Annotated in this window: 17 protein-coding genes, 1 tRNA gene and 1 other RNA gene; 13 read left to right on the top strand and 6 right to left on the bottom strand. The window is 68.4% G+C overall.

The features are described 5' to 3' along the window. Positions 1–2,003, top strand: a 2,003-nt coding sequence (locus tag V7E05_RS03010; RefSeq protein ID WP_333618191.1) for a UPF0182 family protein, incomplete at its 5' end; no start/stop codon positions are given. Between the two features lie 145 nt (positions 2,004–2,148). Next, positions 2,149–2,222 (top strand) — tRNA-Met (locus V7E05_RS03005). A gap of 316 nt (positions 2,223–2,538) precedes the next feature. Here V7E05_RS03005 and V7E05_RS03000 read toward each other — a convergent pair. Further along, positions 2,539–3,600: a cutinase family protein gene (locus V7E05_RS03000; RefSeq protein WP_333618190.1), complete on the bottom strand. Its 1,062-nt coding sequence runs from the start codon at positions 3,598–3,600 to the stop codon at positions 2,539–2,541. A 260-nt stretch (positions 3,601–3,860) separates the two neighbouring features. On the opposite strand from V7E05_RS03000, the gene V7E05_RS02995 reads away from it, so the two are divergent. Together V7E05_RS02995 and V7E05_RS02990 are read left to right on the top strand one after the other, a co-directional pair. Continuing rightward, entirely contained in the window at positions 3,861–5,105 is a 1,245-nt protein-coding gene (locus tag V7E05_RS02995) for an acid phosphatase (protein WP_333618189.1), read from the top strand. A 95-nt stretch (positions 5,106–5,200) separates the two neighbouring features. Continuing rightward, complete coding sequence (locus V7E05_RS02990) at positions 5,201–6,709, top strand: peptide MFS transporter (RefSeq protein WP_333618188.1); 1,509 nt, start codon at positions 5,201–5,203, stop codon at positions 6,707–6,709. 84 nt (positions 6,710–6,793) lie between these two features. Here the strand turns inward: V7E05_RS02990 and V7E05_RS02985 are convergent, their stop codons facing one another. Then, entirely contained in the window at positions 6,794–7,165 is a 372-nt protein-coding gene (locus V7E05_RS02985) for a VOC family protein (protein ID WP_333618187.1), read from the bottom strand. 281 nt (positions 7,166–7,446) lie between these two features. Here V7E05_RS02985 and V7E05_RS02980 point away from each other — a divergent pair, with 281 nt between their 5' ends. Further along, positions 7,447–7,791: a transglycosylase family protein gene (locus tag V7E05_RS02980; RefSeq protein ID WP_333618186.1), complete on the top strand. Its 345-nt coding sequence runs from the start codon at positions 7,447–7,449 to the stop codon at positions 7,789–7,791. A gap of 318 nt (positions 7,792–8,109) precedes the next feature. Then, positions 8,110–8,859 carry a peptidase S1 gene (locus V7E05_RS02975; RefSeq protein WP_333618185.1) on the top strand — a complete coding sequence of 250 codons (750 nt, stop codon included), beginning with the start codon at positions 8,110–8,112 and terminating at the stop codon, positions 8,857–8,859. A 123-nt stretch (positions 8,860–8,982) separates the two neighbouring features. On the opposite strand, the gene proC is transcribed toward V7E05_RS02975, so the two are convergent. The 4 genes from proC to V7E05_RS02955 form a co-directional block, all read right to left on the bottom strand. Next, complete coding sequence (proC, locus tag V7E05_RS02970; protein WP_333618184.1) at positions 8,983–9,876, bottom strand: pyrroline-5-carboxylate reductase; 894 nt, start codon at positions 9,874–9,876, stop codon at positions 8,983–8,985. 79 nt (positions 9,877–9,955) lie between these two features. Next, positions 9,956–11,158 carry an acyl-CoA dehydrogenase family protein gene (locus tag V7E05_RS02965; RefSeq protein ID WP_333618183.1) on the bottom strand — a complete coding sequence of 401 codons (1,203 nt, stop codon included), beginning with the start codon at positions 11,156–11,158 and terminating at the stop codon, positions 9,956–9,958. Between the two features lie 30 nt (positions 11,159–11,188). Then, positions 11,189–12,553 carry an acyl-CoA dehydrogenase family protein gene (locus tag V7E05_RS02960; protein WP_333618182.1) on the bottom strand — a complete coding sequence of 455 codons (1,365 nt, stop codon included), beginning with the start codon at positions 12,551–12,553 and terminating at the stop codon, positions 11,189–11,191. Between the two features lie 277 nt (positions 12,554–12,830). Then, positions 12,831–13,760, bottom strand: coding sequence for an inositol monophosphatase family protein (locus V7E05_RS02955; protein WP_333618181.1), 930 nt, complete (start codon positions 13,758–13,760; stop codon positions 12,831–12,833). Positions 13,761–13,930: 170 nt separating this feature from the next. Between V7E05_RS02955 and prfB the strand changes: the two genes are divergently transcribed. The 7 genes from prfB to ssrA all read left to right on the top strand — a co-directional run bounded on the left by prfB (position 13,931) and on the right by ssrA (position 21,384). After that, positions 13,931–15,046 (top strand): peptide chain release factor 2, encoded by a 1,116-nt coding sequence (gene prfB / locus V7E05_RS02950; RefSeq protein WP_333618180.1) that lies wholly within the window; start codon positions 13,931–13,933, stop codon positions 15,044–15,046. A 95-nt stretch (positions 15,047–15,141) separates the two neighbouring features. Further along, positions 15,142–16,038 carry a mechanosensitive ion channel family protein gene (locus V7E05_RS02945; protein WP_333618179.1) on the top strand — a complete coding sequence of 299 codons (897 nt, stop codon included), beginning with the start codon at positions 15,142–15,144 and terminating at the stop codon, positions 16,036–16,038. 12 nt (positions 16,039–16,050) lie between these two features. Beyond that, positions 16,051–17,046 carry a hypothetical protein gene (locus tag V7E05_RS02940; RefSeq protein ID WP_333618178.1) on the top strand — a complete coding sequence of 332 codons (996 nt, stop codon included), beginning with the start codon at positions 16,051–16,053 and terminating at the stop codon, positions 17,044–17,046. 240 nt (positions 17,047–17,286) lie between these two features. After that, complete coding sequence (gene smpB, locus V7E05_RS02935) at positions 17,287–17,796, top strand: SsrA-binding protein SmpB (protein WP_333618177.1); 510 nt, start codon at positions 17,287–17,289, stop codon at positions 17,794–17,796. Continuing rightward, positions 17,793–19,886 carry a RecQ family ATP-dependent DNA helicase gene (locus V7E05_RS02930; RefSeq protein WP_333618176.1) on the top strand — a complete coding sequence of 698 codons (2,094 nt, stop codon included), beginning with the start codon at positions 17,793–17,795 and terminating at the stop codon, positions 19,884–19,886. Before smpB ends, V7E05_RS02930 begins: the two co-directional genes overlap by 4 nt. Before the next feature lie 36 nt (positions 19,887–19,922). Beyond that, positions 19,923–20,930: a zinc-binding dehydrogenase gene (locus tag V7E05_RS02925; protein WP_333618175.1), complete on the top strand. Its 1,008-nt coding sequence runs from the start codon at positions 19,923–19,925 to the stop codon at positions 20,928–20,930. Positions 20,931–21,008: 78 nt separating this feature from the next. Further along, positions 21,009–21,384, top strand: a transfer-messenger RNA (tmRNA) gene (gene ssrA, locus V7E05_RS02920). Positions 21,385–21,428: the final 44 nt, after the last annotated feature.

Here is a 21,428-nt window from a genome sequence, read left to right as displayed (position 1 = left end):
GCCCGGACAAGGTCGACTACGACTTCGACTGGGGCAAGGCCGCGCCCGACCCGCAGGAGGCCTCGAAGACCTCGGCGACACTGTCCAACATCCGCGTCCTCGACCCGAACGTGCTGAGCCCGACCTTTACGCAGCAACAGCAGGTCCGGAACTTCTTCGGCTTCCCCTCGGATCTGTCGATCGACAGGTACTCCACCGACGGCCGCCTGCAGGACTACGTGGTCGGGGCGCGCGAGATCAACCCGAACACGCTGCAGGACAACCAGCGTGACTGGATCAACCGCCGCACGGTCTTCACGCACGGCACAGGTCTGGTCATGGCGCCGGCCGACAGGGTCAACGAGCTCGCCAACGACGTCGGTTCCGACCGCGGCGGCTTCCCCGCGTATGAGAGCCTCGACGTGAGCGCTGATCCGAAGAAGGAAGCGCCTGCGGAGCTCGACCAGCCGCGCATCTACTTCGGCCCTATGGTGGGCTCGGTGTCCGACGACTACTCGATCGTCAACACCACCGGCGACCCGCGGGAATACGACACCGATTCGCAGCGCTACGAGTACACCGGATCCGGCGGCGTGACCGTCGGCGGGCTCATCAACCGCCTCTCGTTCGCGCTCCGCTACACGGACCGCAACATGCTGTTCTCCAACCTCATCGGCTCCGATTCGAAGATCCTCTTCGACCGCTCGCCGATCGGCCGGGTGGAGAAGGTCGCGCCATGGTTGACGACGGACGACAAGACCTACCCGACGATCGTGGATGGCCGGGTCAAGTGGATCGTCGACGGCTACACGACGCTCAATTCGTATCCCTACGCCGAGTCCGTCGGCCTGGGTGAGCCCGATCGCGATCCGACCACCGGGCAGGTTCTCGGCACCAACAAGGTCTCCTACGCGCGCAACTCCGTGAAGGCCGTGGTCGACGCGTACGATGGCTCGGTCGACCTGTACGAGAACGACAAGGACGATCCGGTTCTGAAGACCTGGTCGAAGGCGTTCCCGGGCCTGGTGCAGCCGCAGGAGGACATGAGCGACGAGCTCCGCTCGCACCTGCGGTACCCCGAGGACCTCTTCAACACCCAGCGGCAGCTCATCGCGAAGTACCACGTCTCCGATCCTTCGCAGTTCTTCACCAACGACGCGTTCTGGTCTATCCCCGCGGACCTGAGCACGAACGCCGAGTCGAAGGCGCCGACGGCCTCGCAATCTTCGTCGCCGACGGCGAACGGGCCGACCGGCGGCATCGAGGCCACGGACGATTTCGTCCCGCAGCCTCCGAGCTACGTGATCGCCGCTGACCCGAAAACCGGGCAGCCGACCCTCCAGCTGCAGTCGGTGTTCCGCGGCTTCCAGCGCGAATTCTTCGCCGCGCACATGACCGCGAGCTCGGACCCCTCGAACTACGGAAAGATCACGGTGCGAGCCCAGGGGCAGGGGAGCGATACCCGCAACGGGCCGACGCAGGCGTGGCAGTCGATGATCACGGCAACGTCCGTGGCCGAGGACCGGCGCCTGTGGACGCAGACGTCGAAGATCACCGACGGGAACATGCTCTCGCTGGCCCTCGACGACGGCTCGATCATGTACGTCGTCCCCGTGTACGCCCAGCGGAACACCGACGACGGCAACAACGCCTTCCCGCGGCTGCTGCGCGTGATGCTGTTCTACGGCGACAACGTGGGCTACGGAAAGTCGGTGTACGAGGCACTCCAGCAGGTCAATATCCAGACCTCGCAGAAGGAGACGGGCACGTCCGAGAACGCCGAGGACAATGCGACCGTTTCGGGTGCTTCGCAGGGTTCCTCGGCGACGCCGCCGGCGACGCAGAATCCTGCGACGCCGAAGCCGGACCAGTCCGCGGCGGTGCAACAGCTCGACGCGGCGCTCGGCAAGGTCGAGGACGCGCAGAAGGGCGGTAACCTCGCCGACCTCGGGACGGCACTCGACGAGCTACAGAAGGCCGTCGACGCCTACAACGCGGCGGCACCGTCTTCGGGCGGGAACTAGCGGCGAGCGGTACGAGGGCCCCGGCGGATTTTCTCCGCCGGGGCCCTCCTGCTTGGCGCCGATTCGCTGGTCGATTACTCGTATTCGCTGGTAGCGGGTCGATTTGCGTTTCCGGATAGGTGGCGCCTAGAGTAATACAAGCCGACGCGGGGTGGAGCAGTTCGGTAGCTCGCTGGGCTCATAACCCAGAGGTCGCAGGTTCAAATCCTGTCCCCGCTACTAATAGCGAGAAAGAGTCCCGGTCTTCGAGATATCGAAGGCCGGGACTTTTTCGTGCGCTGTGCGCCGGGGCCGTTTCCTTTTACTGGTGCCGGCGCCGGTGCAGGTGCTGTCTCTGGCGCAGTTGCCGACGTTACTGCGGTAGCCATCCTGGCCGAAGCATGCACTTTCTGTCGAAATCCGACCTTCTCGGCCTCCAAATCGACAGAAAGTGCATGCTTCGCGGTTGGCCGTATCGCCGGCAGCTGCGAAGAGCGCGGCCAATCGCAGGGGGCCGCGGAGCGGGCGGCCAACTGCCATGCGGCCGCGCGGAGAGTTACTGGGCCGGAGTGGCGCTGGGGGTTGTCGCCGTGTCCGACGGAGAGGTGGTCTCGGCCGGCTGCGTCGCCGTGGTGGTCCCCGCCGGGCTCGACGTCGGCGTGGCGTCAGCATTCTCGCCCGGCACGGAGCCCTTGTCGCCGCCCTGCGGATCCTCGGCCGGCTTTTCCGCCGAGTGCGACGTGGCGACCCAATCGACGACGCCGGCGAGGTCGCCGCCGTAGCCGCCGGTGTGCGCGAACGCACCGATAATCAGGTGCGGAGCCTGGGAGAGCACGCCGATCGCGTCCACTGTCGGGTCGATGCCGCGCAGCGCGCTGCTGTTCGACAGTGCCTTGATCTGTTTCTTGATTCCCGCGCCGACCGCGCGGTCGTTGCAGATCCAGTCTCCGGCTGCGCAGACGTTGAGCGTTCGGTCTGCCGCCTTGCCGTAGTCCGTGGCGCCGAGCACGCCGGTCACGCCCGGGCCGGCGGTGCCGGTCTGGACCGAGCGAGGCGAGTTGAAGGGGTTGGCGAGGAATGCGGCCGAGGACAACCGGTCGATGGGGACGGGCCCACGCCCGGCGGCGATATCCGTGACGAGATTGCTGGCGATGCCCGCGCCCTCGGAGTAGCCGACGAAGGCGAGCTTCGAAGAGGGGCATGCGTCGGCGATCTTCGTGACGGCGCCGCGGACAACCTCGGTGCCCCGCCGCTGCGAATCGGCGTACCCGCGCGTCAGGAAGGGGCTCGCATCGTAGGCGACGGTTCGCGTGGAGACCCCGCGTGCCTCGAGCATCGTGGCGATGGGCATCGTGATCCCGCCGTGGGGGATGTTCGAGGGGATTCCGGGGAACGTCTGCGTTCCGCCGGGGACCACGATGCCCACGGTCTCCGTGCACGTCGACAGCCCGGGCACGCCCATCAAGGAACCGTCCGGCGCCTGGATGGATCCCGCCGGAGCGGCTGCCGGGTTGTTGGACCCGGACCCGACCTGCGCCGAGGCGACGGCGGTCGGAGCGGCCGCGAGGACCACCCCCAGAGCGAGTGCAGAGATGGAGTGGGCGGTTCTGCGGGGCACGGTTCTCCTCGATTGAGACAGAAAATGATGATTAGTGGCGCTAAATATGAGTGTCTCAGGCGCGACTGGAGCTTATCGATCGAGGGGCGATTGCGAAAGCTGTGCGAGCACGATCACATCGCCGCTCTACCGGGCACTTTGGGCGCAAGTCACGTCGGATTAAACAAGAGTTCATCGAAACTGGTTACGCTCATGACATTCTCATGCTGACCGACAGCTAATCAGGCTCGGCGTTACGCCGGCCGGGAAGGTTGCCCACCATGGCGCGTCCGCTCACCTCTTCTCGCATCGGCCGCCGCGCCGTCACGGCGACCCTCATCGCCGCCTTCGCCGCGAGCGGCGTGGTCACCGCGGAAACCGCGAACGCGCAGGGAAGTGTCGAACTCCCGGCGCTGCGTCCGGCCGTGCAGCACGATGGCGCACCGGTACCCGCCCCGTTCGGCCCCGACGCGTACGTCGGCTACGTCTCGGACATCAGCCCGTACACCGGCGGCATCTACTACGACGTGGTCAAGGGCTTCGAGGACCTCCGCGCCAACCACGACGACGTTCTCGCGCAGAACCTCGAGACCACGGTGGAGATCAACAACAACGCTTCCCCCGAGGTGGCGCAGCGCGCCCAGGCTGACGCCGCGGCCTCCGAAGGCGGCCTGCTCACCTCGTTCTCCGATGCGCTCGGGCCCGAACTCGGCGAGGCCCTGCGCACCTCGCTCGCCGAAGGCCGCCTGCCGAAGACCCAGATGCTGCTCGACAGCGGCTACCTCTCGCGCGCCGGCGGTATCGCGAATTCGACGCTAGTCGAGAAGATGATCTTCAACTACGACCGCCCGTTCGTGGTCGCGCCCGATCGGATCGTGCGTCACGAGGACGGCCAGCACGAGTTCTACGATCCGAGCTCGAAGGCCTTCCCGTCGGGGCACACGAACCAGGCCGCCTGGGTCACCTCGCTGCTCGCCGCCATGCTGCCGGAGCTCGGCCCCCAGGTCCTCGACCGCGGAGCCGAGGCCGGCTATAATCGCATGGTCATGGGCGTCCACTACCCGCTCGACGTCATCGGAGGCCGGATGACGGGCACGGCGGCCGCCGCCGACCGGCTCAACGACCCGAAGATGCGCGACACCCTCCGTCAGGCAGGGGACGAGCTGCGCGCGGAGCTCGAATGGCGCACGGGCCGTCCGCTTGCGGACGTCTCCGCGCAGCAGCCCTACCGCGACACCGCCACCTCGGTGCGCGAATACTCCGACCGAATGCACTACGACTTCGGCACGATCTACGACCCGAACGCGGCGATGGTCGTCCCGCAGGCGGCGCCCGCCCTGCTCATCACGCGCTTCCCGGAGCTCGACTACCAGCAGCGCGCGGAGGTCCTCCGCCAGACCGCCGGCCCTGCGGGTTTCCCGCTCGACGATCAGTCGGCGGCCGGTTCGTGGCAGCGAATCAACCTCGCGGCTGCCTACGCGGCGAACGTCACGGTGGGTGAGGACGGCTCGGTCACAGTCTCCTAAGTTCGTTAGGGCGACTAACGGGGATAACGAGCTGAATAGCCGCAGAACCCGGCCCGATACCCGGCTTTTCTGTCCTTCGGCTTAATATTCTCGGCATGTCTGAAATCACGTCCACCCCCGACGGCGCCGGCGCGCCGATCGAGGAGGAGAAGCCGACGCTCGCCGATCGCGAGCGCGGTTTCTTCGGCCATCCCTGGGGCCTGGCCAACCTCTCCGCGATCGAGATGTGGGAGCGATTCAGCTTCTACGGCATGCAGGCCCTCGTCGCGTACTACATCTACTACTCCGTCGCCGATGGGGGACTTGGCTACAGCGAAAGCGCTGCCACCTCGATCGTCGGCGCGTACGGCGGACTCGTCTACCTCTCCGCGATCTTCGGCGGCTGGATCTCTGACCGCCTGTTCGGCGCGGAGCGCTCGCTCACGGGCGCGGCCGTGCTCATCATGCTCGGGCACATCTCGTTGTCCCTTATCCCGGGAATGACAGGCGTCGGTATCGGCCTCATCGCCATCGCCCTCGGTTCTGGCACGCTCAAGGCGACGACCTCCGTGGTGGTCGGCGTCATGTATCGCCGCTCGGACATGCGCCGCGACGCCGCGTTCTCCATCTATTACATGGGCGTCAATATCGGCGGGCTCATCGGCCCGCTCGCCACGAACGCGCTGTGGGAGGGCACGAATTTCCACTGGGGCTTCGCGCTCGCCGCATTCGGAATGGCCGCGGGCCTCATCCAGTACCTCGCCCTGCGTGGCAAGACCCTCTCGTCGATCCCGAAGGGCGCGCTCAACCCGGCCACGCCGAAGCACATTTCGATCGTCGGCGGTGCCGCGGCGATCGTCGTCGTCATCATCGTCATCTCAGCCCTCGCCGGCTGGCTCACGTTCGACAACCTCGCGAGCGTGGTCACGGTGGTCACCATCGTCGCCGCCATTCTGCTCTTCGGCGTGATCCTCTCCTCGAAGCAGATCACAGCGGTCGAGCGCTCGCGCGTCATCGCCTTCATCCCGATGTTCCTCGCCTCGTGTGGCTTCTGGGCTCTGTTCCAGCAGCAATTCACCTCGATCGCGGTGCTCGCCGATCAGGCTCTCGACAGGAACGTCTTCGGTTGGGACTTCCCGCCCGGCTGGGTCCAGTCGATCAACCCGCTGTTCATCATCATCTTCGCGGGCGTCTTCTCGGCGATGTGGCTCAAGCTCGGCGACCGGCAGATCGCGACGCCCTACAAGTTCGCCCTGTCGAACGTCGTCATGGGTATCGCGTTCCTCGTGTTCATCCCCTTCACCGACGGCATGATCCCCATGCTCGTCATGGTCGTCGTGCTCTTCCTGTTCACGATGGCCGAGCTGCTCCTCTCGCCGCTGGGCCAGTCGCTCGCTACGAAGCTCGCCCCCGCCGCGTTCAATTCGCAGATGGTGGCGCTGTTCTTCCTCTCGGTCGCGATCGGCTCCTCGGCCTCGGGCTGGCTCGCCGGCTTCTACAATCCAGACGACCAGGCGGCTACGAATCAGTACTTCATGTGGATCGGCATCGCGTCGATCGTGCTGGGCATCGTCATCGCGCTCGTCGCGAACCCGGTCGTTCGGCTCATGAAGGGCGTGCGCTAGCCCCTCTCCATTCCCTGCCTATGACGGCGGAGGTCCGGTTCAGCCCGGCCTCCGCCGTCATTCGTCTATTTACGTAATCGAGGGCTACAGGTGCGCGAGGACGTTGACCACGTGCCCGCCGACGTCGCGGTAGAAGAAGCGGCGCACGCCCCACGGCTCCACGGTGGGCGGGTGGACGATCTCGGCGCCGGCGGCGACGGCTCGCGCGTGGGCGGCGTCGACCGCGGCCGGGTCGTCGAGCTCGAGGGAGAGCTCGGGGTTGCACGGGGCGGTGGCATCCCGGCTCATGACGCTGAACTGCGGTGCGGGGACGGTCTTAGCGGCGGCGGGGGAGCCGAGGGTGGCGATCCAGCCGTGGTCCATGAGGACCTCGACGTCGAGGATTTCGCGGTACTCGGCGACGGCTGCGGGGACGTCGGCGACGGAGAGGATGGGCACGGCGCGGCGGATGCTCATGGGGCCATGGTGCGACACATTTGCTCCTTCCGCCGGTTTCGATCTACCTACCTGCGGTGATGCCGGGGGAGAGCGGCGATTCCGGAGGGGTCGAGTGTGTGTGCCTCGTCACAGAAATGCGCCGAGGGTTTGCATCGCCGTTTTTCCGATGCGTAGCGTCGCGGCAGTCCGAAAGATCACGGAATGGTCACCGCGCCGTTACAGAACGACCCCCGGCCGCTTTCGACACCGAGATCCAGACGCCTAGCAACGAGAAGACCGACCCCAAGGAGGTCCGAACAATGCGCAAGAACTTCGCACGGATGACTGCAGGAACCATCGCCGCCGGCGCCATCGCGACGGGCGGCGTGCTCCTCGCGAGCCCGGCGGCCAACGCCGCGACCGAGAGCCAGTGGGACCAGGTCGCGCAGTGCGAGTCCGGCGGTGACTGGTCGATCAATACCGGTAACGGCTACTACGGCGGCGTCCAGTTCGACGAGCAGACCTGGAGCGCCTACGGGGGCGACCAGTTCGCGCCGACGGCCGACCAGGCCTCGAAGGAGCAGCAGATCCAGATCGCCGAGCAGGTCCTCGCCAACCAGGGTGCGGGCGCATGGCCGAACTGCGGCAGCTCGCTCGGGTGGTAGCGAGTTGAGTTGTGCCGAGCTGAGCTGCGTTGGGTCGAACAGCGCCGAGCGCGGCTCCGCTCGGGCCCGGTCGAGGCGCTCGACCGAGAGCCCGAGCAGCACCCCCGGAAGCCCCGGACCCCGGCACCTTTGGGTGCCTCGTGGGCCGGGGCTTTCCCCGATTTCGGAAACTTTTCGGCGCGGGATTCGGAAAGCGCAGTGTCGCACGCATTCTCGGAACCTGAGAGTGGTCCTATCGAGTCCGTGAAAACGCCGTCGGTGCTTTAGACTGTGCACATACGTGTTTCTCCGCCTCCGGGCGGGCCGAAAGGAGACCGAATGTTCGCCGCTACTTCCCAGGCCCACCACGAGGGGCGCTCCCGGGCGTTCTGGGCGGCGGTCTTCGCCGCCGCTCTGCTCGCTTCGGTCCTCAGCGCATTCTTCGCGGCCCCGTCCGCGCACGCCAAGCCCGTGCTCGGCGGCGGAACGCCGATCCTCACGCACGCCGGGCAGGCGCTGTGCACCGCCACGGCCGCGGGGTACGACCGCAACGGCAGCCCCGTCGCCTTCACTGCCGGACACTGCAGCTCCGGCCTCGGCGAGGAGGTCCAGGTCGAGGGGGCCGGCGTGGTCGGCAATGTCGTCGCGCGCAACGAGATCCTCGACTACACGGTGTTCAGCGTCGATCCGTCGAAGGTCGATATCGTCCGCCAGGGCGGCGTCAACGACCGGGGCGCTCCGCCCAACCAGGGCGATACGATCTGCAAGCTCGGTGCCAAGACTGGCTACACGTGTGGCCCCACGTGGCAAGTCGAGGACAACACGATCTACTCGCAGGTCTGTGCAGGCCGCGGCGATTCGGGCGGCCCGGTCATGAACGGCGACCGCCTCGTCGGCATGCTCAATGGCGGCACGGTCCCGCCCGTGGCGGACGAAGTCGGTCTCGGTTCCGTCGCGGCCGCGATGCCCGAGTGCTACGTCAACTTCCAGGCGCCGGTCTTCCTGCCGGCATACGGCACCACGTTCGATGCGATCGTCGACGATGCCACGGTCCGCAACTGGCCCGGCGCCGGCTTCCGCATGGCCTAGGGCTTTCGAGCGGTCCCCACTTACCGAGGGCCGCGGCTTCGCACGGAGATCCGTGCTGTGCCGCGGCCCTCGGCGCATTTAGCCCGCCGCGATCCGCGCCCGGCTCGGCGCCGGCGCTTCGCCCTACAATTCGGCGGAAATCTCCGCGGCCCGAGCGGCCGCCGCCCTCGCCCCGCGGGTAATGGCCTCGGCGACGCCCGACTCCTCGAACTCGTCGATGGCCTTCTGCGTCGTGCCGTTCGGGCTAGCGACGCCGCGGAGCAGCTCCCCGGCGTCGACTCGGGTACTGGGCCCGGCACCGGCACCGGCACCAGCACCTTCGCTTCCTGCCGCTTCCTCGTCTTTCGCCCCGGCCCCGGCGAGTATGGCGCCCGCACCGGCGACCGTGCGGTTGGCGAGCATCCGCGCGAGCTCGGGGTTGAGACCGAGCTCGATCCCGGCCTTCCGCATCGCCTCGGCCAGGTAGAACACGTAGGCCGGCCCCGAGCCGCTGATCGCCGAGAGCGCGTCGATCTGCGCCTCGTCGATGTCGACCACAGTGGCGACTGCCTCGAACACGCCGCGCACAGCGTCGAGCTGCGCGGGAGAGACGTGCGTGCCGGCGGAAACGGAGACCACGCCGCGCCCGATCCCGACCGGCGTATTCGGCATCGTCCGCACGACCGGCTGCCCCTGTGGCAGCGCAGCCTCGAGGCGCTCGATGGAGACCGCAGCGGCGAGACTCACGATGACGGCGTCCTCCGCCAACACTGGGCCGATCTCTTCCGCCAGCCTCGTGATCTCACCGGGGGCCACCCCGAGCACGAGGACGGAGGCACCCCGAGCGGCCTCCGCATTGGCTGCGGGATCCTCCGTAGTGGCCAGTGCCTCGATCCCGTGCCGCTCCCGCAGATCTGCGGCGCGCTCGGGGCGGCGAACGGTGGCCACGGTGTTGCCGGGGGACGTGCCCGCCGTGAGGACGCCGGCGAGGACCGCCTCGCCCATGGATCCGCAGCCGAGGAATGCGATGGTGCTCATGGCTCCCGAGTGTGCCAGGGCACGAAAAAGCCCCCGCCCGCCGGGATGGCGGACGGGGGCGGATTCGCCCTGCGCAGTGCTACTTGAGCTGCGAGGAGTTGAGATCGAGCACGCGCCGCGCGATGACGAGTTGCTGGATCTGCTGGGTGCCCTCGAAGATGTCGAGAATCTTCGAATCGCGCGACCACTTCTCGAGCAGCGAGTGCTCGGAGTAGCCGTAGGAGCCGGCGAGCTCCACTGCGCCGAGGGTCACCGCGGAACCCGTGCGGCCGGCCTTGGCCTTGCACATCGAGGCTTCCTTGGTGTTGGGGAGCTTGTTGTCCGCCATCCACGCTGCCCGGAGGGTCAGGAGGTAGGCCGACTCCCAATCGGACTCGAGCTCGATGTACTTCGCGACCACGGCGGGCTGCTGGTTCGAAGGGATGTCGTAGTCGATCTCGTAACCGGCCTCGGTGATGAGGTTGCGGATCTCCTCGAGCGCGGCCCGGGCGACGCCCACGGCCATGCCCGCGACGAGCGGGCGGGTGTTGTCGAAGGTCTGCATCGCGCCGGCAAAGCCCTTGTCGGTGCGGACCTCCGGATCGCCGAGGAGGTTCTCCTTGGGGACGCGGCAGTTGTCGAACGTGATCTGCGCGGTGTCCGACGCCTTGATGCCCAGCTTGTGCTCGAGGCGATCGAGGTGGACGCCCGGGTGATCGAAGGGCACGACGAAGGACTTGATCGCCGCACGCCCGGCCGACTTGTCGACCGTGGCCCACACGACGATGTGGTCGGCGCGGGAGCCGGAGGTGATGAAGATCTTGGTGCCGTTGATGACGTACTCGTCACCCTCGAGCTTCGCGGTGGTGGACACCGCCGCGGAGTCGGAGCCGAACGACGGCTCGGTGATCGCCATCGAGGCCCACACCTTGCCGAAGCGCTGGAGCTGCTCGTCGTCGGCGACGGCGGCGATCGCGGAGTTGCCGAGACCCTGGTAGGGGACCGAGAGCGTGAGCCCGACGTCGCCGAAGCACGTCTCCATCACGTTGAGCAGCGACATCATGTTGCCGCCGTTCTGGTTGCCCTTGGCTTCCTTGTTTCCGCGGCCACCGGCGGCGCCCGCGGCGGCCTGGCCGCCGTCTTCCATGCCGGACATGAGCGCGGCGAGGGTGTCGAGCTCCTTGGGGTACTCGTGCTCCGCGAGGTCGTACTTGCGGGACACCGGGCGGAAGATCTGCATGGCGACCTGGTTGGCTTGGTTCTGCGCCGCCTGCAGCTTCTTGGAGAGTTCGAGATTGATCATGAAGAGTTCCTTCTCAGCGTGAGGGGCGGACTAGAGGACGACGACGCCCTCGGCGATGCCGGCCGCACGGAGATCGCGGTACCAGCGCTCGACGGGGTGTTCCTTGGTGAAGCCGTGGCCGCCGAGGAGCTGAACGCCGTCGAGGCCGATCTTCATGCCCTTGTCGGAGGCGAGCTTGCGCGCGAGCGCGGCCTCGCGGCCGAACTCGAGCCCCTGCTCGGCGCGCGAGGCACCGCGCCAGGTGACGAGGCGGAGGCCGTCGAGCTCGGTGGCGATATCCGCGACCATGAACGCCACGGCCTGGCGGTTGGCGATCGGCTCGCCGAACGCCTCGCGCTCCTTGACGTAGGGGATCACGTAATCGAGGACGGCCTGCGACGTGCCGACCGTGAGCGAAGCCCACCCGAGGCGGGAGAGGCGGATGATGTCGCGGAACGCCTTGTCGCGCTCGTCGGCGGAGATCTCGCCGCCGAGGATCGCGGACGACGGCACGGAGACATCCTTGAGGTTGATCCGGCCGATTCCGGCGGCGCGCAGTCCCATGGAGGGATCGGCCTCGATGACCACGCCATCGGTATCCGACTCGACGATGAAGAAGGTGGGCTTGCTCTCGTAGGCCGCGGCGACGATGAACAGCTCGGCGGAGTCGGCGATCGGCACGAGCGACTTGACGCCGTTGAGCGTGTACCCGTCGCCGGACTTCGTGGCGGTGGTGGAGAGCTCGAAGGGGGAGAACAGCGGGGTCGGCTCGTTGACCGCGACGACGGCGCCGGGAACGTTCTCCGATCCAAAGGCCGGGAGGTACGTCTTCTGCTGCTCCTCGGAGCCGAACTGCGTAAGGGTCGCGGCCACGGAGCTCGGCGCGATGATCGGGAGGGCGAGGCCCATGTCGCCGTAGGCGAGCGCCTCGGCCACGAGGGAGTTCGTCACGACGCCGCGCTCGGTGGCGACGCCCTCGTACTCCTCGGGCACGTTGATCATCGTGACGCCGATCTCGGAGGAGCGCTCGATGAGCGACTCGGGCGCCTTGGCGGCCTCGTCGGCGTCGTGGGCTGCGGGGCGCATGACGCCGGAGGCGAAGTCCCGGACCGTCTCCTGGATCATCTTTTGCTCGTCCTCGATGGACAAGTCGAAGAGATCGTTCTTCTTCTCGGCATCGGGAAGTGGGTTCGGCTTCTTCGCGCCCGAGGACTTCTTGAAGGTGCGGTTCGCGGCGCCGAGAGTCTTGAAGCCCGTCCGGGTCGCCTCGTAGGCGACACGCTCGATCGGCTTGCGCACACCGAGCTTCTCGGCGATGTCCGAACCGGCGATCGAGGAGATCACGCGCATCGCCGAGCCCATCGCGTCGGGCTTGTGCGGCTTCGCGCCGGGGGTGGAATTCTTCTTGGAACTCATCTTCACCAGCTGTTCTGTGTCGCGGGTGGGAAAACTGACGGGACCGACCTTACTCGTTAGTAGGGTCAGTCCAAAGCAATTTATCCCGAAGGTGTCGCGCATACCCCCCGGCGCGGCTGCGGGAAAGCACACGAAAACGCCCGGATCCATGCGGGGATCCGGGCGGAAGATGTTGAGACGCAGCGGAAGTGGCCTAAAGCTCGTGCGGTGCTCGCGCCGAACCCGATCCGGTCCCGGGCCGGCGGCTCGGCTTGCTTCGGGCCCGGACCGAGGGACCCTACTTACCCGAGAGCAGTGCCACGGCTTGCTCGACGGCGCCGGGACGGCCGGCGACGAACCAGTCGTACCCGGCGACCTCGACCACGGCGGTGCGCCCGCCTGCGGCCTCGACGATGGCCTTGCCGGGGAGCCAGTCCCATTCGGGGCACGAGTGCTGGCACCACACCGAGTACTTGCCCTCGGCGACCGCGGCCAGGTCGAGCGAGCCGGAGCCGAGCATGCGCATGGTGGCCGCGCCCTGGCTCACTCTCCGGAACGGCTCGGCGAGGTCCGGGTCGGAGAGGAACGGCGGGTGGAGGTAGGTGGCGAGGCAGCCATCGGCGAGGCCACCGGGCTCGAGGCGGGGGAGCGGGACGGCGCCGCGGCGTGCCCCGGACTCGGTCCCGCCGATCCAGGTCTCGCCCGTCGCGGGGCGGTGGATCGCGCCGAGCAGATACTCGTCCGGCCCCGAGAGCGCGACCGCCGAGCACCAATAGTCCGAGCCGGAGACGAAGTTATACGTCCCGTCGACGGGGTCGACGGCCCAGCGGCGGTCGGAATCCGTCTCGACGAGCGTCCCCTCCTCGCCGAGGATGCCGTCGTCCGGTCGGTGCCGGCCGAGCAGCGAGGTGATCGATTCTTCGGCGGCCCTGTCCGCTTCCGTGACCACATCGGACACCGAGGTCTTCTGCTCGACCTCGAGCCCGGACTCGCGGAGGTATCGGGCGATACGCCCGGCTTCCTGGACCGCAAGGGCGGCGAGTTCTGCGTCGTCATACTCGATGGGCCTCGACCGGCCGGCATCCGAGACATTCGCGGACCCCTCTTGCGCGCCGCCGGGCCGACCGGCGCTCGCAATCGGGCCGGGCTGGGTTCCGGGGCCCGAGCCGGTGCTCGGATCGGCGTCGGTTGCCGGTGCGTCCGCGGGCGAGAATGCCGTGTCGTCCATGGCCGCGACGCTACCCCCGTAGAGCGAAGGCCCGGCCACGAGCGGATGGTCGCTCGGCAAAGGGGAGGTTGTCTGTGGATGACGGCGGAGGAAACGATCGCCCCGGCGGCCGCGCCCGCCACCTGCCGGGTTCGGGGGAGACGCACCGCCGACGCGTATGATCGGTGCCCATGCAGGCCGACTTTTCTTCCGACATCGCCGAGATGGAATCCACGCTCACCACGGTGGAGAAGGTCATGGACGTCGAGGAGCTGGCCGCCAGGGTCGACGAACTCGAGCAGAAGGCCGCCGACCCCGAGCTCTGGAACGACCCCGACCACGCCCAGCGGGTCACGAGCGAGCTGTCCCACGTCCAGGCGGACCTCAAGCGCGTGGGGGATCTGCGCAGCCGCCTCGAAGACCTCCCCTTGCTCGCCGAGCTCGCGGCCGAGGAAGGCGACGATGACGCGGCGGCCGATGCCGTCGCCGAGCGGGACTCCCTGCGCGCGGACATCGAGGCTCTCGAGGTCAAGACGATGCTCTCGGGCGAGTACGACCAGCGCGAGGCCGTGGTAAACATCCGGTCCGGGGCCGGCGGCGTCGACGCTGCGGATTTCGCCGAGATGCTCATGCGGATGTACGTGCGCTGGGCGGAGAAGGCCGGGCACAAGGTCGAGGTCTACGACACCTCGTACGCCGAAGAGGCGGGGCTCAAGTCCGCGACCTTCGTGGTCCACGACCCGTACATGTACGGCACGCTCTCGGTGGAGCAGGGCACGCACAGGCTCGTGCGGATCTCGCCGTTCGACAACCAAGGCCGCCGGCAGACCTCGTTCGCCGAGGTCGAGGTGCTTCCCGTCGTCGAGCAGACGGACTCCATCGAGATCCCGGAGAACGAGGTCCGGGTCGACGTCTACCGCTCTTCGGGCCCGGGCGGGCAGAGCGTCAACACCACGGACTCGGCGGTGCGGCTCACGCACATTCCCACGGGCGTCGTCGTCACATGCCAGAATGAGAAGTCGCAGCTGCAGAACAAGGTCGCGGCGATGAAGGTGCTGCAGGCCAAGCTCCTCGAGCGCAAGAGGCAGGAGGAGCGCGCGGAGCTCGATGCGCTGGGCGCAGGCGGAAACGCCTCGTGGGGCAACCAGATGCGCTCCTACGTGCTGCACCCGTACCAGATGGTCAAGGACCTGCGGACCGAGTTCGAGGTCAACAACCCCTCCGCGGTGCTCGACGGCGAGATCGATGGCTTCCTCGAGGCCGGGATCCGCTGGCGGATGCGCGAGCAGCAGGCGGCCGATTCCTAGCCGCAGCCGCCTGAGAGAAATTCCCAGACGGCACTCGGAATCCAGGCCGCGCCTACTCAGTTCCTACCAAGGTTCGAAAGGTAGAACGGCTCACTATGCTCACGTTTAGTACCGGGTTCGACACCCTGCTCGATTGGTTGCGGAACCAGGGACTGCAGATCGTGCTCATCGTCCTCGCGGCGATGATCGTCTCACGGTGTATCTCCAAGGTCGCGACGGTGTGGACCGCGCGCATCGATGCGAGGCATTCCGAGAGCGACGATCTGGTCCTCTCCGAGAACTCGAAGCACCTCCACGCACTCGTCCAGGTCATCTCCTACGTAGCGATCGCGGTGGTGTACGTCGTCGCCTCGGTCAAGGTGCTCTCGGCGTTCGGCGTCAACCTCGTCGCGCTCGTCGCACCCGCTACCGTGCTCGGCGCGGCGCTCGGTTTCGGCGCCCAGAAGATCGTCCAGGACTTCCTCGCGGGCTTCTTCATCATCGCCGAGCGGCAGTACGGCTACGGCGACACGGTGTCCATCGACGCCGGCAACTCCTTCTCTGGAACGGTCGAGGACGTCACGCTGCGCGTCACCAAGCTGCGCACTATCGACGGCGAGGTCGTCACCGTGCCCAATGGCCAGATCGCCGGCACCACCAACCAGTCGCGCGACTGGGCCCGCTCGCTCATCGACGTGCCGGTGCCCAATACCGAGGACATGACGCGAGTATCCGAGGTGCTGCAACAGCTGTGCCACGAGCTCCTCGACGACGAGCTCATCAAGGATTTCCTCCTCGACGAGCCGACGCTCATGGGAATCGAATCGATCTCCCTGTACCAGACCACGATGCGCATCCTCGTGCGCACGCTTCCGGGCAAGCAGTGGGAGGTCTCGCGCCGCATCCGCGCGGTGATCACCCGCCGCTTCCGCGCGGAGAACATCGTGCTCGAGAACGAGGGGCTCGCGGCGCTGCGCGCCGGGATGGCCCGGACCGACGGATCGAACGCGTAGGAGGAGGTCGAAATGGTCGGCAATACACCGCAGGATCCCCGCGGCGACGGGGCTCAGGACGAGGCCCGGCGCGATCGGCGCCCCCGGATGGGCGGCAGCGAATCGGTCGATACCGACTCCTTTACCGCCGAGGAGGTCGCCGAGATCCGTCGCGTGGGTAACGCCGCGGCGGCCGAACGAAGGGGCGACTCGGTCGGCGGCGCGGGAAGCGCGGCGGACCCCGCACCTTCGGCATCGCAGGCGTCTTCGGCGTCGGCGCGCACGTCCGGCTCGTCGGGACGCGCTGCGGAGTGGAACCCGGAAGGCGCAGTGGACCGGAGTGGCGCGGGCGGAGCCGCGGCGAGCGCCGCGGCCGTGGCGGATGCCGAGCGGGAAAAGCCCCTCGACGGCGCGGGTGCCGCCACTCAGGCCGGACGGGGCTCGTCCGACGACGAGGAGGATCCGTACTCGCTGAACTGGAGCGAGCGCTGGTCGATGCTCCGCGAGGTCCTCTCGATCTCGCGCTCCTCAGCCGTGTTGCTCATCGCGTTCCTCCTCGTCGCGCTGCTGTACATGTGGGTTCGCGACGATCCGATCGTCGCGCTGCCTTCCGATGATCCGGCGACGAGTACGGCGGAGACGAGTTCGCCCGCAACCGAGACCTCGGGCACCGAGACGAGTACCGCCGCGACTGATTCCTCCGGCACGGAGACTTCGCAGGCCGAGGCCACGGGATCGGCGAGCAACCAGGAATCCCGACAGCCGACACAGCAGCAGACGTCCTCGAACCCGGGCGCCGGAGCGAACGGCGATTCCGGCGCCTCGAGCGGCGCGAACGGCTCGCAGGTGCCTACGCAGGATTCCGGAGCGCAGTCCGGCGCCGGCGCAGGAACCGGCCAGGGCTCCCAGCCCGCCGAACAGGGAGCGGGCCAGAATGCCGCCGGTGGTGGCACTCAGTACTCGGGTACGGCCGGCGGCGAAGAAACCGATTCGGGCGCCGAAGCCGCGAGCGGGGCGGCTGCGCAGTAGCGAGCGACCCCGCACCGCGCATTGGCGCGATCGCGCGCGGCGCGGGGAGACCGCCCGGGCGAGGCGTCGACCGCCGTCATCCAGAGAGCGGTGGGCAGGCAAGCGCCGTGCCGCTGCCGCGATCGGAGCGTAAGCCCAGCTCGGTTGCCCGCCACCGGGGCCGCACGTAAGGTGAGGTGTCTGTCTGGGCCGGGTACGGGCCCGGGGCGTGAGTCGATCAGCAGCCGGAAGGGGGCCGCCATGGGCAAGACGAAATCGAAGAAGGGCGCGTCCTCCCTCGGGCGTGATGGCTCGATCATCGCCTCGAACAAGAAGGCGCGGCACGAGTACACGATCCTCGACACCCTCGAGGCGGGCGTCGCGCTCGTGGGCACCGAGGTCAAGTCCATGCGCGAGGGCAAGGCCTCGCTGGTGGACGCGTACGCGACGATCGACGACGGCGAGGTGTGGCTCCGCGGCCTCCACATCCCGGAGTATTCGCACGGCTCGTGGACCAATCACGCGCCGAAGCGGGCGCGCAAGCTCCTCCTGCACCGCAAGCAGATCGACCAGGTGTACGGCAAGACCCGCGACGGCAATGCCACGCTCGTCCCGCTGTCCCTCTACTTCAGTCAAGGGCGGGTCAAGGTCGAGCTCGCGATCGCCCGCGGTAAGCAGTCGCACGACAAGCGCGAGACTCTGCGCCGCCGCACCGTGGAGCGCGAGACGGTCCGCGAGATCGGCCGCAAGATCAAGGGCATGCCCGGATGAGCGGCGAAGGTCGGCTTGCGGAGGACGCCGCCAGGCTCCTCCACTCGCTGACCGGCCGCCCCGATGCCGAATTCCGGGACGGCCAGTTCGACGCGATTTCGGCGCTCGTCGCCGACCGGCGCCGGGTGCTCGTCGTGCAGCGCACGGGCTGGGGCAAATCCGCCGTGTACTTCCTCTCGGCGAAGCTCATGCGCGAGCGCGGGCGCGGCCCGTCGCTCATCGTCTCGCCGCTTCTCGCGCTCATGCGCGACCAGGTCGCCGCGGCAGCGCGAGCCGGGGTCGTCGCGCGGACGCTCAACTCGGCGAACGCCACGGAGTGGGACGAAATCCACGCGGAGCTGCGAGCGGGGGAGGTCGACGTCCTGCTCGTCTCGCCCGAGCGGCTCACCAACCCGAACTTCCGCGACACCGTGCTCCCGGAACTCGTCTCCGAGATCGGGATGATCGTAGTGGACGAGGCGCACTGCATCTCGGACTGGGGCCACGATTTCCGGCCAGACTACCGGCGAATCTCGGCGATCATCCGGGAGCTCCCTGCGGACACCCCCGTACTCGCGACGACGGCGACGGCGAACTCGCGGGTCACTGCCGACGTGGCCGAGCAGCTCGGCTCGGACACCCTCGTGCTCCGCGGTCCGCTCTCGCGCGATTCCCTCCGCCTCGGGGTCGCCGGGGCGCGCCCCCCGGCGGCGCGAATCGCCTGGCTCGCGGAGCACCTCGGAGACTTTCGCGGCTCGGGCATCGTGTACACGCTGACGGTCGCCGCCGCCGAGGACACTACGTCCGCCCTGCGCGATGCCGGTTGGGAGGTCGCCGCGTACACGGGCGGCACGGACCCGGAGGAACGGGAGCGGCTCGAGCAGAGCCTCAAGGACAACAAGCTCAAGGCGCTCGTCGCGACCTCGGCGCTGGGGATGGGATTCGACAAGCCCGACCTGGGGTTCGTGGTCCACCTTGGCGCGCCGTCCTCACCGGTGTCCTATTACCAGCAGGTCGGGCGCGCGGGCCGCGCCACGGAATCTGCCGACGTCCTGCTCCTGCCCGGTCCCGAGGACGCCGAGATCTGGGAGTACTTCGCCACGGCGTCGATGCCTTCGGAGGAGGACGCCTCCGCGGTGCTCGCCGCGCTGGCAGCGGAGGGGACGCTCTCGGTGCCAGCGCTCGAAACGCGGGTCGGCGCGCGTCGCAACCGGCTCGAGCTGCTACTCAAGACGCTGTCCGTGGACGGCGCGGTGCGGCGCGTGCGCGGCGGATACGAAGCCACTGGCGCGGGCTGGACCTACGATGCCGAGCGCTACGCTGGCGTCCTCGCCGTGCGCCGTGCCGAGGCGAAGGCGATGGAGGAGTACGAGTCAACGGGGGCGTGCCGGATGCGCTACCTCACCGAGATGCTCGACGATCCGGATCCGGTGGATTGCCGCCGCTGCGACAACTGCCGAGGGCAGTGGTGGTCGGACGAGGTCGGCGACGGCGCGCACGAAGCTGCGCGGCAGGCGCTCTCCGGCATCGGCCGCGTGATCGAGCCGCGTGCCCAGTGGCCCACCGGCATGCCCAACCTCGGCGTCTCTCTCAAGGGGAAGATCCCTCCGGCCGAGCGCGCCGAGCCGGGGCGCGCGATCGCGCGGCTCACCGACCTCGGAGCGGGGCAGCGGCTGCGCGAGTTCCTCTCCCCGAACACAGTTGACGGCGACGTTCCCGAGGACGTGGCGAGCCTGTGCGTCCGGGTGCTCGCCGATTGGCCGTGGGAGAGGCGCCCGGATGCCGTGATCGCCGTTCCCAGTGCCCGCAGGCCGCGAACGGTTCGCTCGCTGGCCGGGGGCCTCGCGGCGGCCGGGAAGCTCGCCGACCTCGGCGATCTCGTGTCCGTCCGCGAGCACGGCGGTCCCGACGTGAACAGTGCGTTCCGGCTCCGAGACGTGGTCTCCGCGTTCGCGCTCTCCCCGGAGCAGGCCGAGGCCGTGGCAGGGCGCGCGGTGTTGCTCGTCGACGATGTCGTCGCGAGCCGGTGGACGCTCACGGTCTGTGCGCGGGAGCTCCGACTCGCCGGGGCCGACGCGGTACTACCGTTCGCGCTGGCGCTGCGCGGGTAGACAACTGGAAGATTTCGAATCCAAGGAGGAAAGCGCATGCGGATCTTCGGCTTCGAGAGGTACGGCGGCCCCGAGGTGGCGGGCTTCCTCGACGTCCCCGAGCCCGAGCTGCGGCCGGGAACGGTGCTCGTCGAGACGGTCTCCGTGGGGCTCAATCCCGTCGATATCAATGTTCGATCCGGCGCCCGGCAGTCCGGGTTCCCCGTCGAATTCCCCATGGCAATGGGGCGCGAGGCCGCGGGCATCGTGCTCGCCTCGCGCCGCTCGCCCGAGTCTGAGGAGTTCGCGAGGCGGCGTCTGCCGTCGGGCGCCCCCGTCCCGCCGGCGATCGGCGAGGGGACGCTCGTCTTCGGTTCGTGCGCGGCCGGAGTCGGCGCGTTGGGCGAGCGGACGCTTCTCGAGGAGTCGAGCGTCGCCACCGTGATGTCCGGGCTCGCCCCCGATCGCGCCGCGTGCATCCCCGTCGCCGTGGGCACCGCGTACGACGCGATCGGGGAGCTCGCCCCGCACCCCGGCGAGGTCGTCCTCGTGCTCGGCGCCGGGGGAGGCGTGGGCATCCACGCCGGGCAATTCGCCGCGATTGCGGGTGCTCGCGTGATCGGCGTGGCGAGCCCCGAGAAGCGCGAATTCGTCGAGCACCGAGGCATCGAGCACGTCTCCTCGGGGCCGGGGTGGCTCGGCCACGTCCGGGACGCGCTGGGCGATGGCGGCCGAGGGGGCGGGCGCATCGCCGCCGTGGTCGACTGCGTCGGCGGTGAGACCCTGCGCGGCGCTGCCGATCTCCTCAAGCGGGACGAGGACGGTGCGCGCCGCATCCGGAGCCTCGCGGACAAGGAGACCGCGGTCGAGCTGGGCGGGTCCGGTGTGCGCAGGCGGCGCGAATCCGGCGTGTTCGCTGCGATCGCGGCGCTGGCCCGGCAGCGGGACATAAAGATCTCCCTGTCCCGAGTGGTCGATTTCGCGGATACCGCAGCGGCGTACGAGACGGTCGCGGGCGGGCACGCGGCCGGGAAGGTGGTCGTCCGCCTCCAGGAGGAGCGTTGACGAGCGCTCCCGCAGGCTTGTCTAGTCGGTGGATCAGGGGTAGTGTCGCTTGTCCTGGCCACCAGTGGCCGGGTCTACGGGGCTGATGTGGTTTCGACTGCGTGAGTCGATGTAGGGGAAGCGTGCCGGTGCAGGCCAGAGACCACCGTAAGCGTCGTGGCAACCAATTAAGCGCCGATAATAATCAGCGCGACTTCGCCCTCGCTGCCTAATCAGCGACTGGCAAGTCTGTCAGCCCGGGGATGCCCTCGCCCCGGATCCTGGCATCAGCTAGAGGGCTTACCGCACGGGCCGGCCACGGGTTCGTGCGGAACACCAAACAGTGGCTGGGATCGCCGTCACCGACTGGTTCGCGCGTTGGTGAGATCCGAGTAACGGCAGCAAGCGAACTGCGCACGGAGAAGCCCTACTGACGCTGCGCAGGACCCGGGTTCAATTCCCGGCAGCTCCACAGCGTGGGAAAGCCCCCGGCCACAAGGCCGGGGGCTTTCCTTATTC

The sequence above is a fragment of the Dietzia sp. genome, assembly GCF_036741115.1.
Taxonomy (GTDB): Bacteria; Actinomycetota; Actinomycetes; order Mycobacteriales; family Mycobacteriaceae; genus Dietzia.
Note: the sequence above shows the minus strand (reverse complement) of the source record. Positions and strands in the feature narration are given on the sequence as shown.

Excerpts from the sequence above, each read along its gene's own strand:
- V7E05_RS02995 (WP_333618189.1), top strand. The coding sequence starts at position 3,861 with ATGGCGCGTCCGCTCACCTCTTCTCGCATCGGCCGCCGCGCCGTCACG.
- V7E05_RS02990 (WP_333618188.1), top strand. The coding sequence starts at position 5,201 with ATGTCTGAAATCACGTCCACCCCCGACGGCGCCGGCGCGCCGATCGAG.
- V7E05_RS02985 (WP_333618187.1), bottom strand. The coding sequence starts at position 7,165 with ATGAGCATCCGCCGCGCCGTGCCCATCCTCTCCGTCGCCGACGTCCCC.
- V7E05_RS02980 (WP_333618186.1), top strand. The coding sequence starts at position 7,447 with ATGCGCAAGAACTTCGCACGGATGACTGCAGGAACCATCGCCGCCGGC.
- V7E05_RS02975 (WP_333618185.1), top strand. The coding sequence starts at position 8,110 with ATGTTCGCCGCTACTTCCCAGGCCCACCACGAGGGGCGCTCCCGGGCG.
- proC (WP_333618184.1), bottom strand. The coding sequence starts at position 9,876 with ATGAGCACCATCGCATTCCTCGGCTGCGGATCCATGGGCGAGGCGGTC.
- V7E05_RS02965 (WP_333618183.1), bottom strand. The coding sequence starts at position 11,158 with ATGATCAATCTCGAACTCTCCAAGAAGCTGCAGGCGGCGCAGAACCAA.
- V7E05_RS02960 (WP_333618182.1), bottom strand. The coding sequence starts at position 12,553 with ATGAGTTCCAAGAAGAATTCCACCCCCGGCGCGAAGCCGCACAAGCCC.
- V7E05_RS02955 (WP_333618181.1), bottom strand. The coding sequence starts at position 13,760 with ATGGACGACACGGCATTCTCGCCCGCGGACGCACCGGCAACCGACGCC.
- prfB (WP_333618180.1), top strand. The coding sequence starts at position 13,931 with ATGCAGGCCGACTTTTCTTCCGACATCGCCGAGATGGAATCCACGCTC.
- V7E05_RS02945 (WP_333618179.1), top strand. The coding sequence starts at position 15,142 with ATGCTCACGTTTAGTACCGGGTTCGACACCCTGCTCGATTGGTTGCGG.
- V7E05_RS02940 (WP_333618178.1), top strand. The coding sequence starts at position 16,051 with ATGGTCGGCAATACACCGCAGGATCCCCGCGGCGACGGGGCTCAGGAC.
- smpB (WP_333618177.1), top strand. The coding sequence starts at position 17,287 with ATGGGCAAGACGAAATCGAAGAAGGGCGCGTCCTCCCTCGGGCGTGAT.
- V7E05_RS02930 (WP_333618176.1), top strand. The coding sequence starts at position 17,793 with ATGAGCGGCGAAGGTCGGCTTGCGGAGGACGCCGCCAGGCTCCTCCAC.
- V7E05_RS02925 (WP_333618175.1), top strand. The coding sequence starts at position 19,923 with ATGCGGATCTTCGGCTTCGAGAGGTACGGCGGCCCCGAGGTGGCGGGC.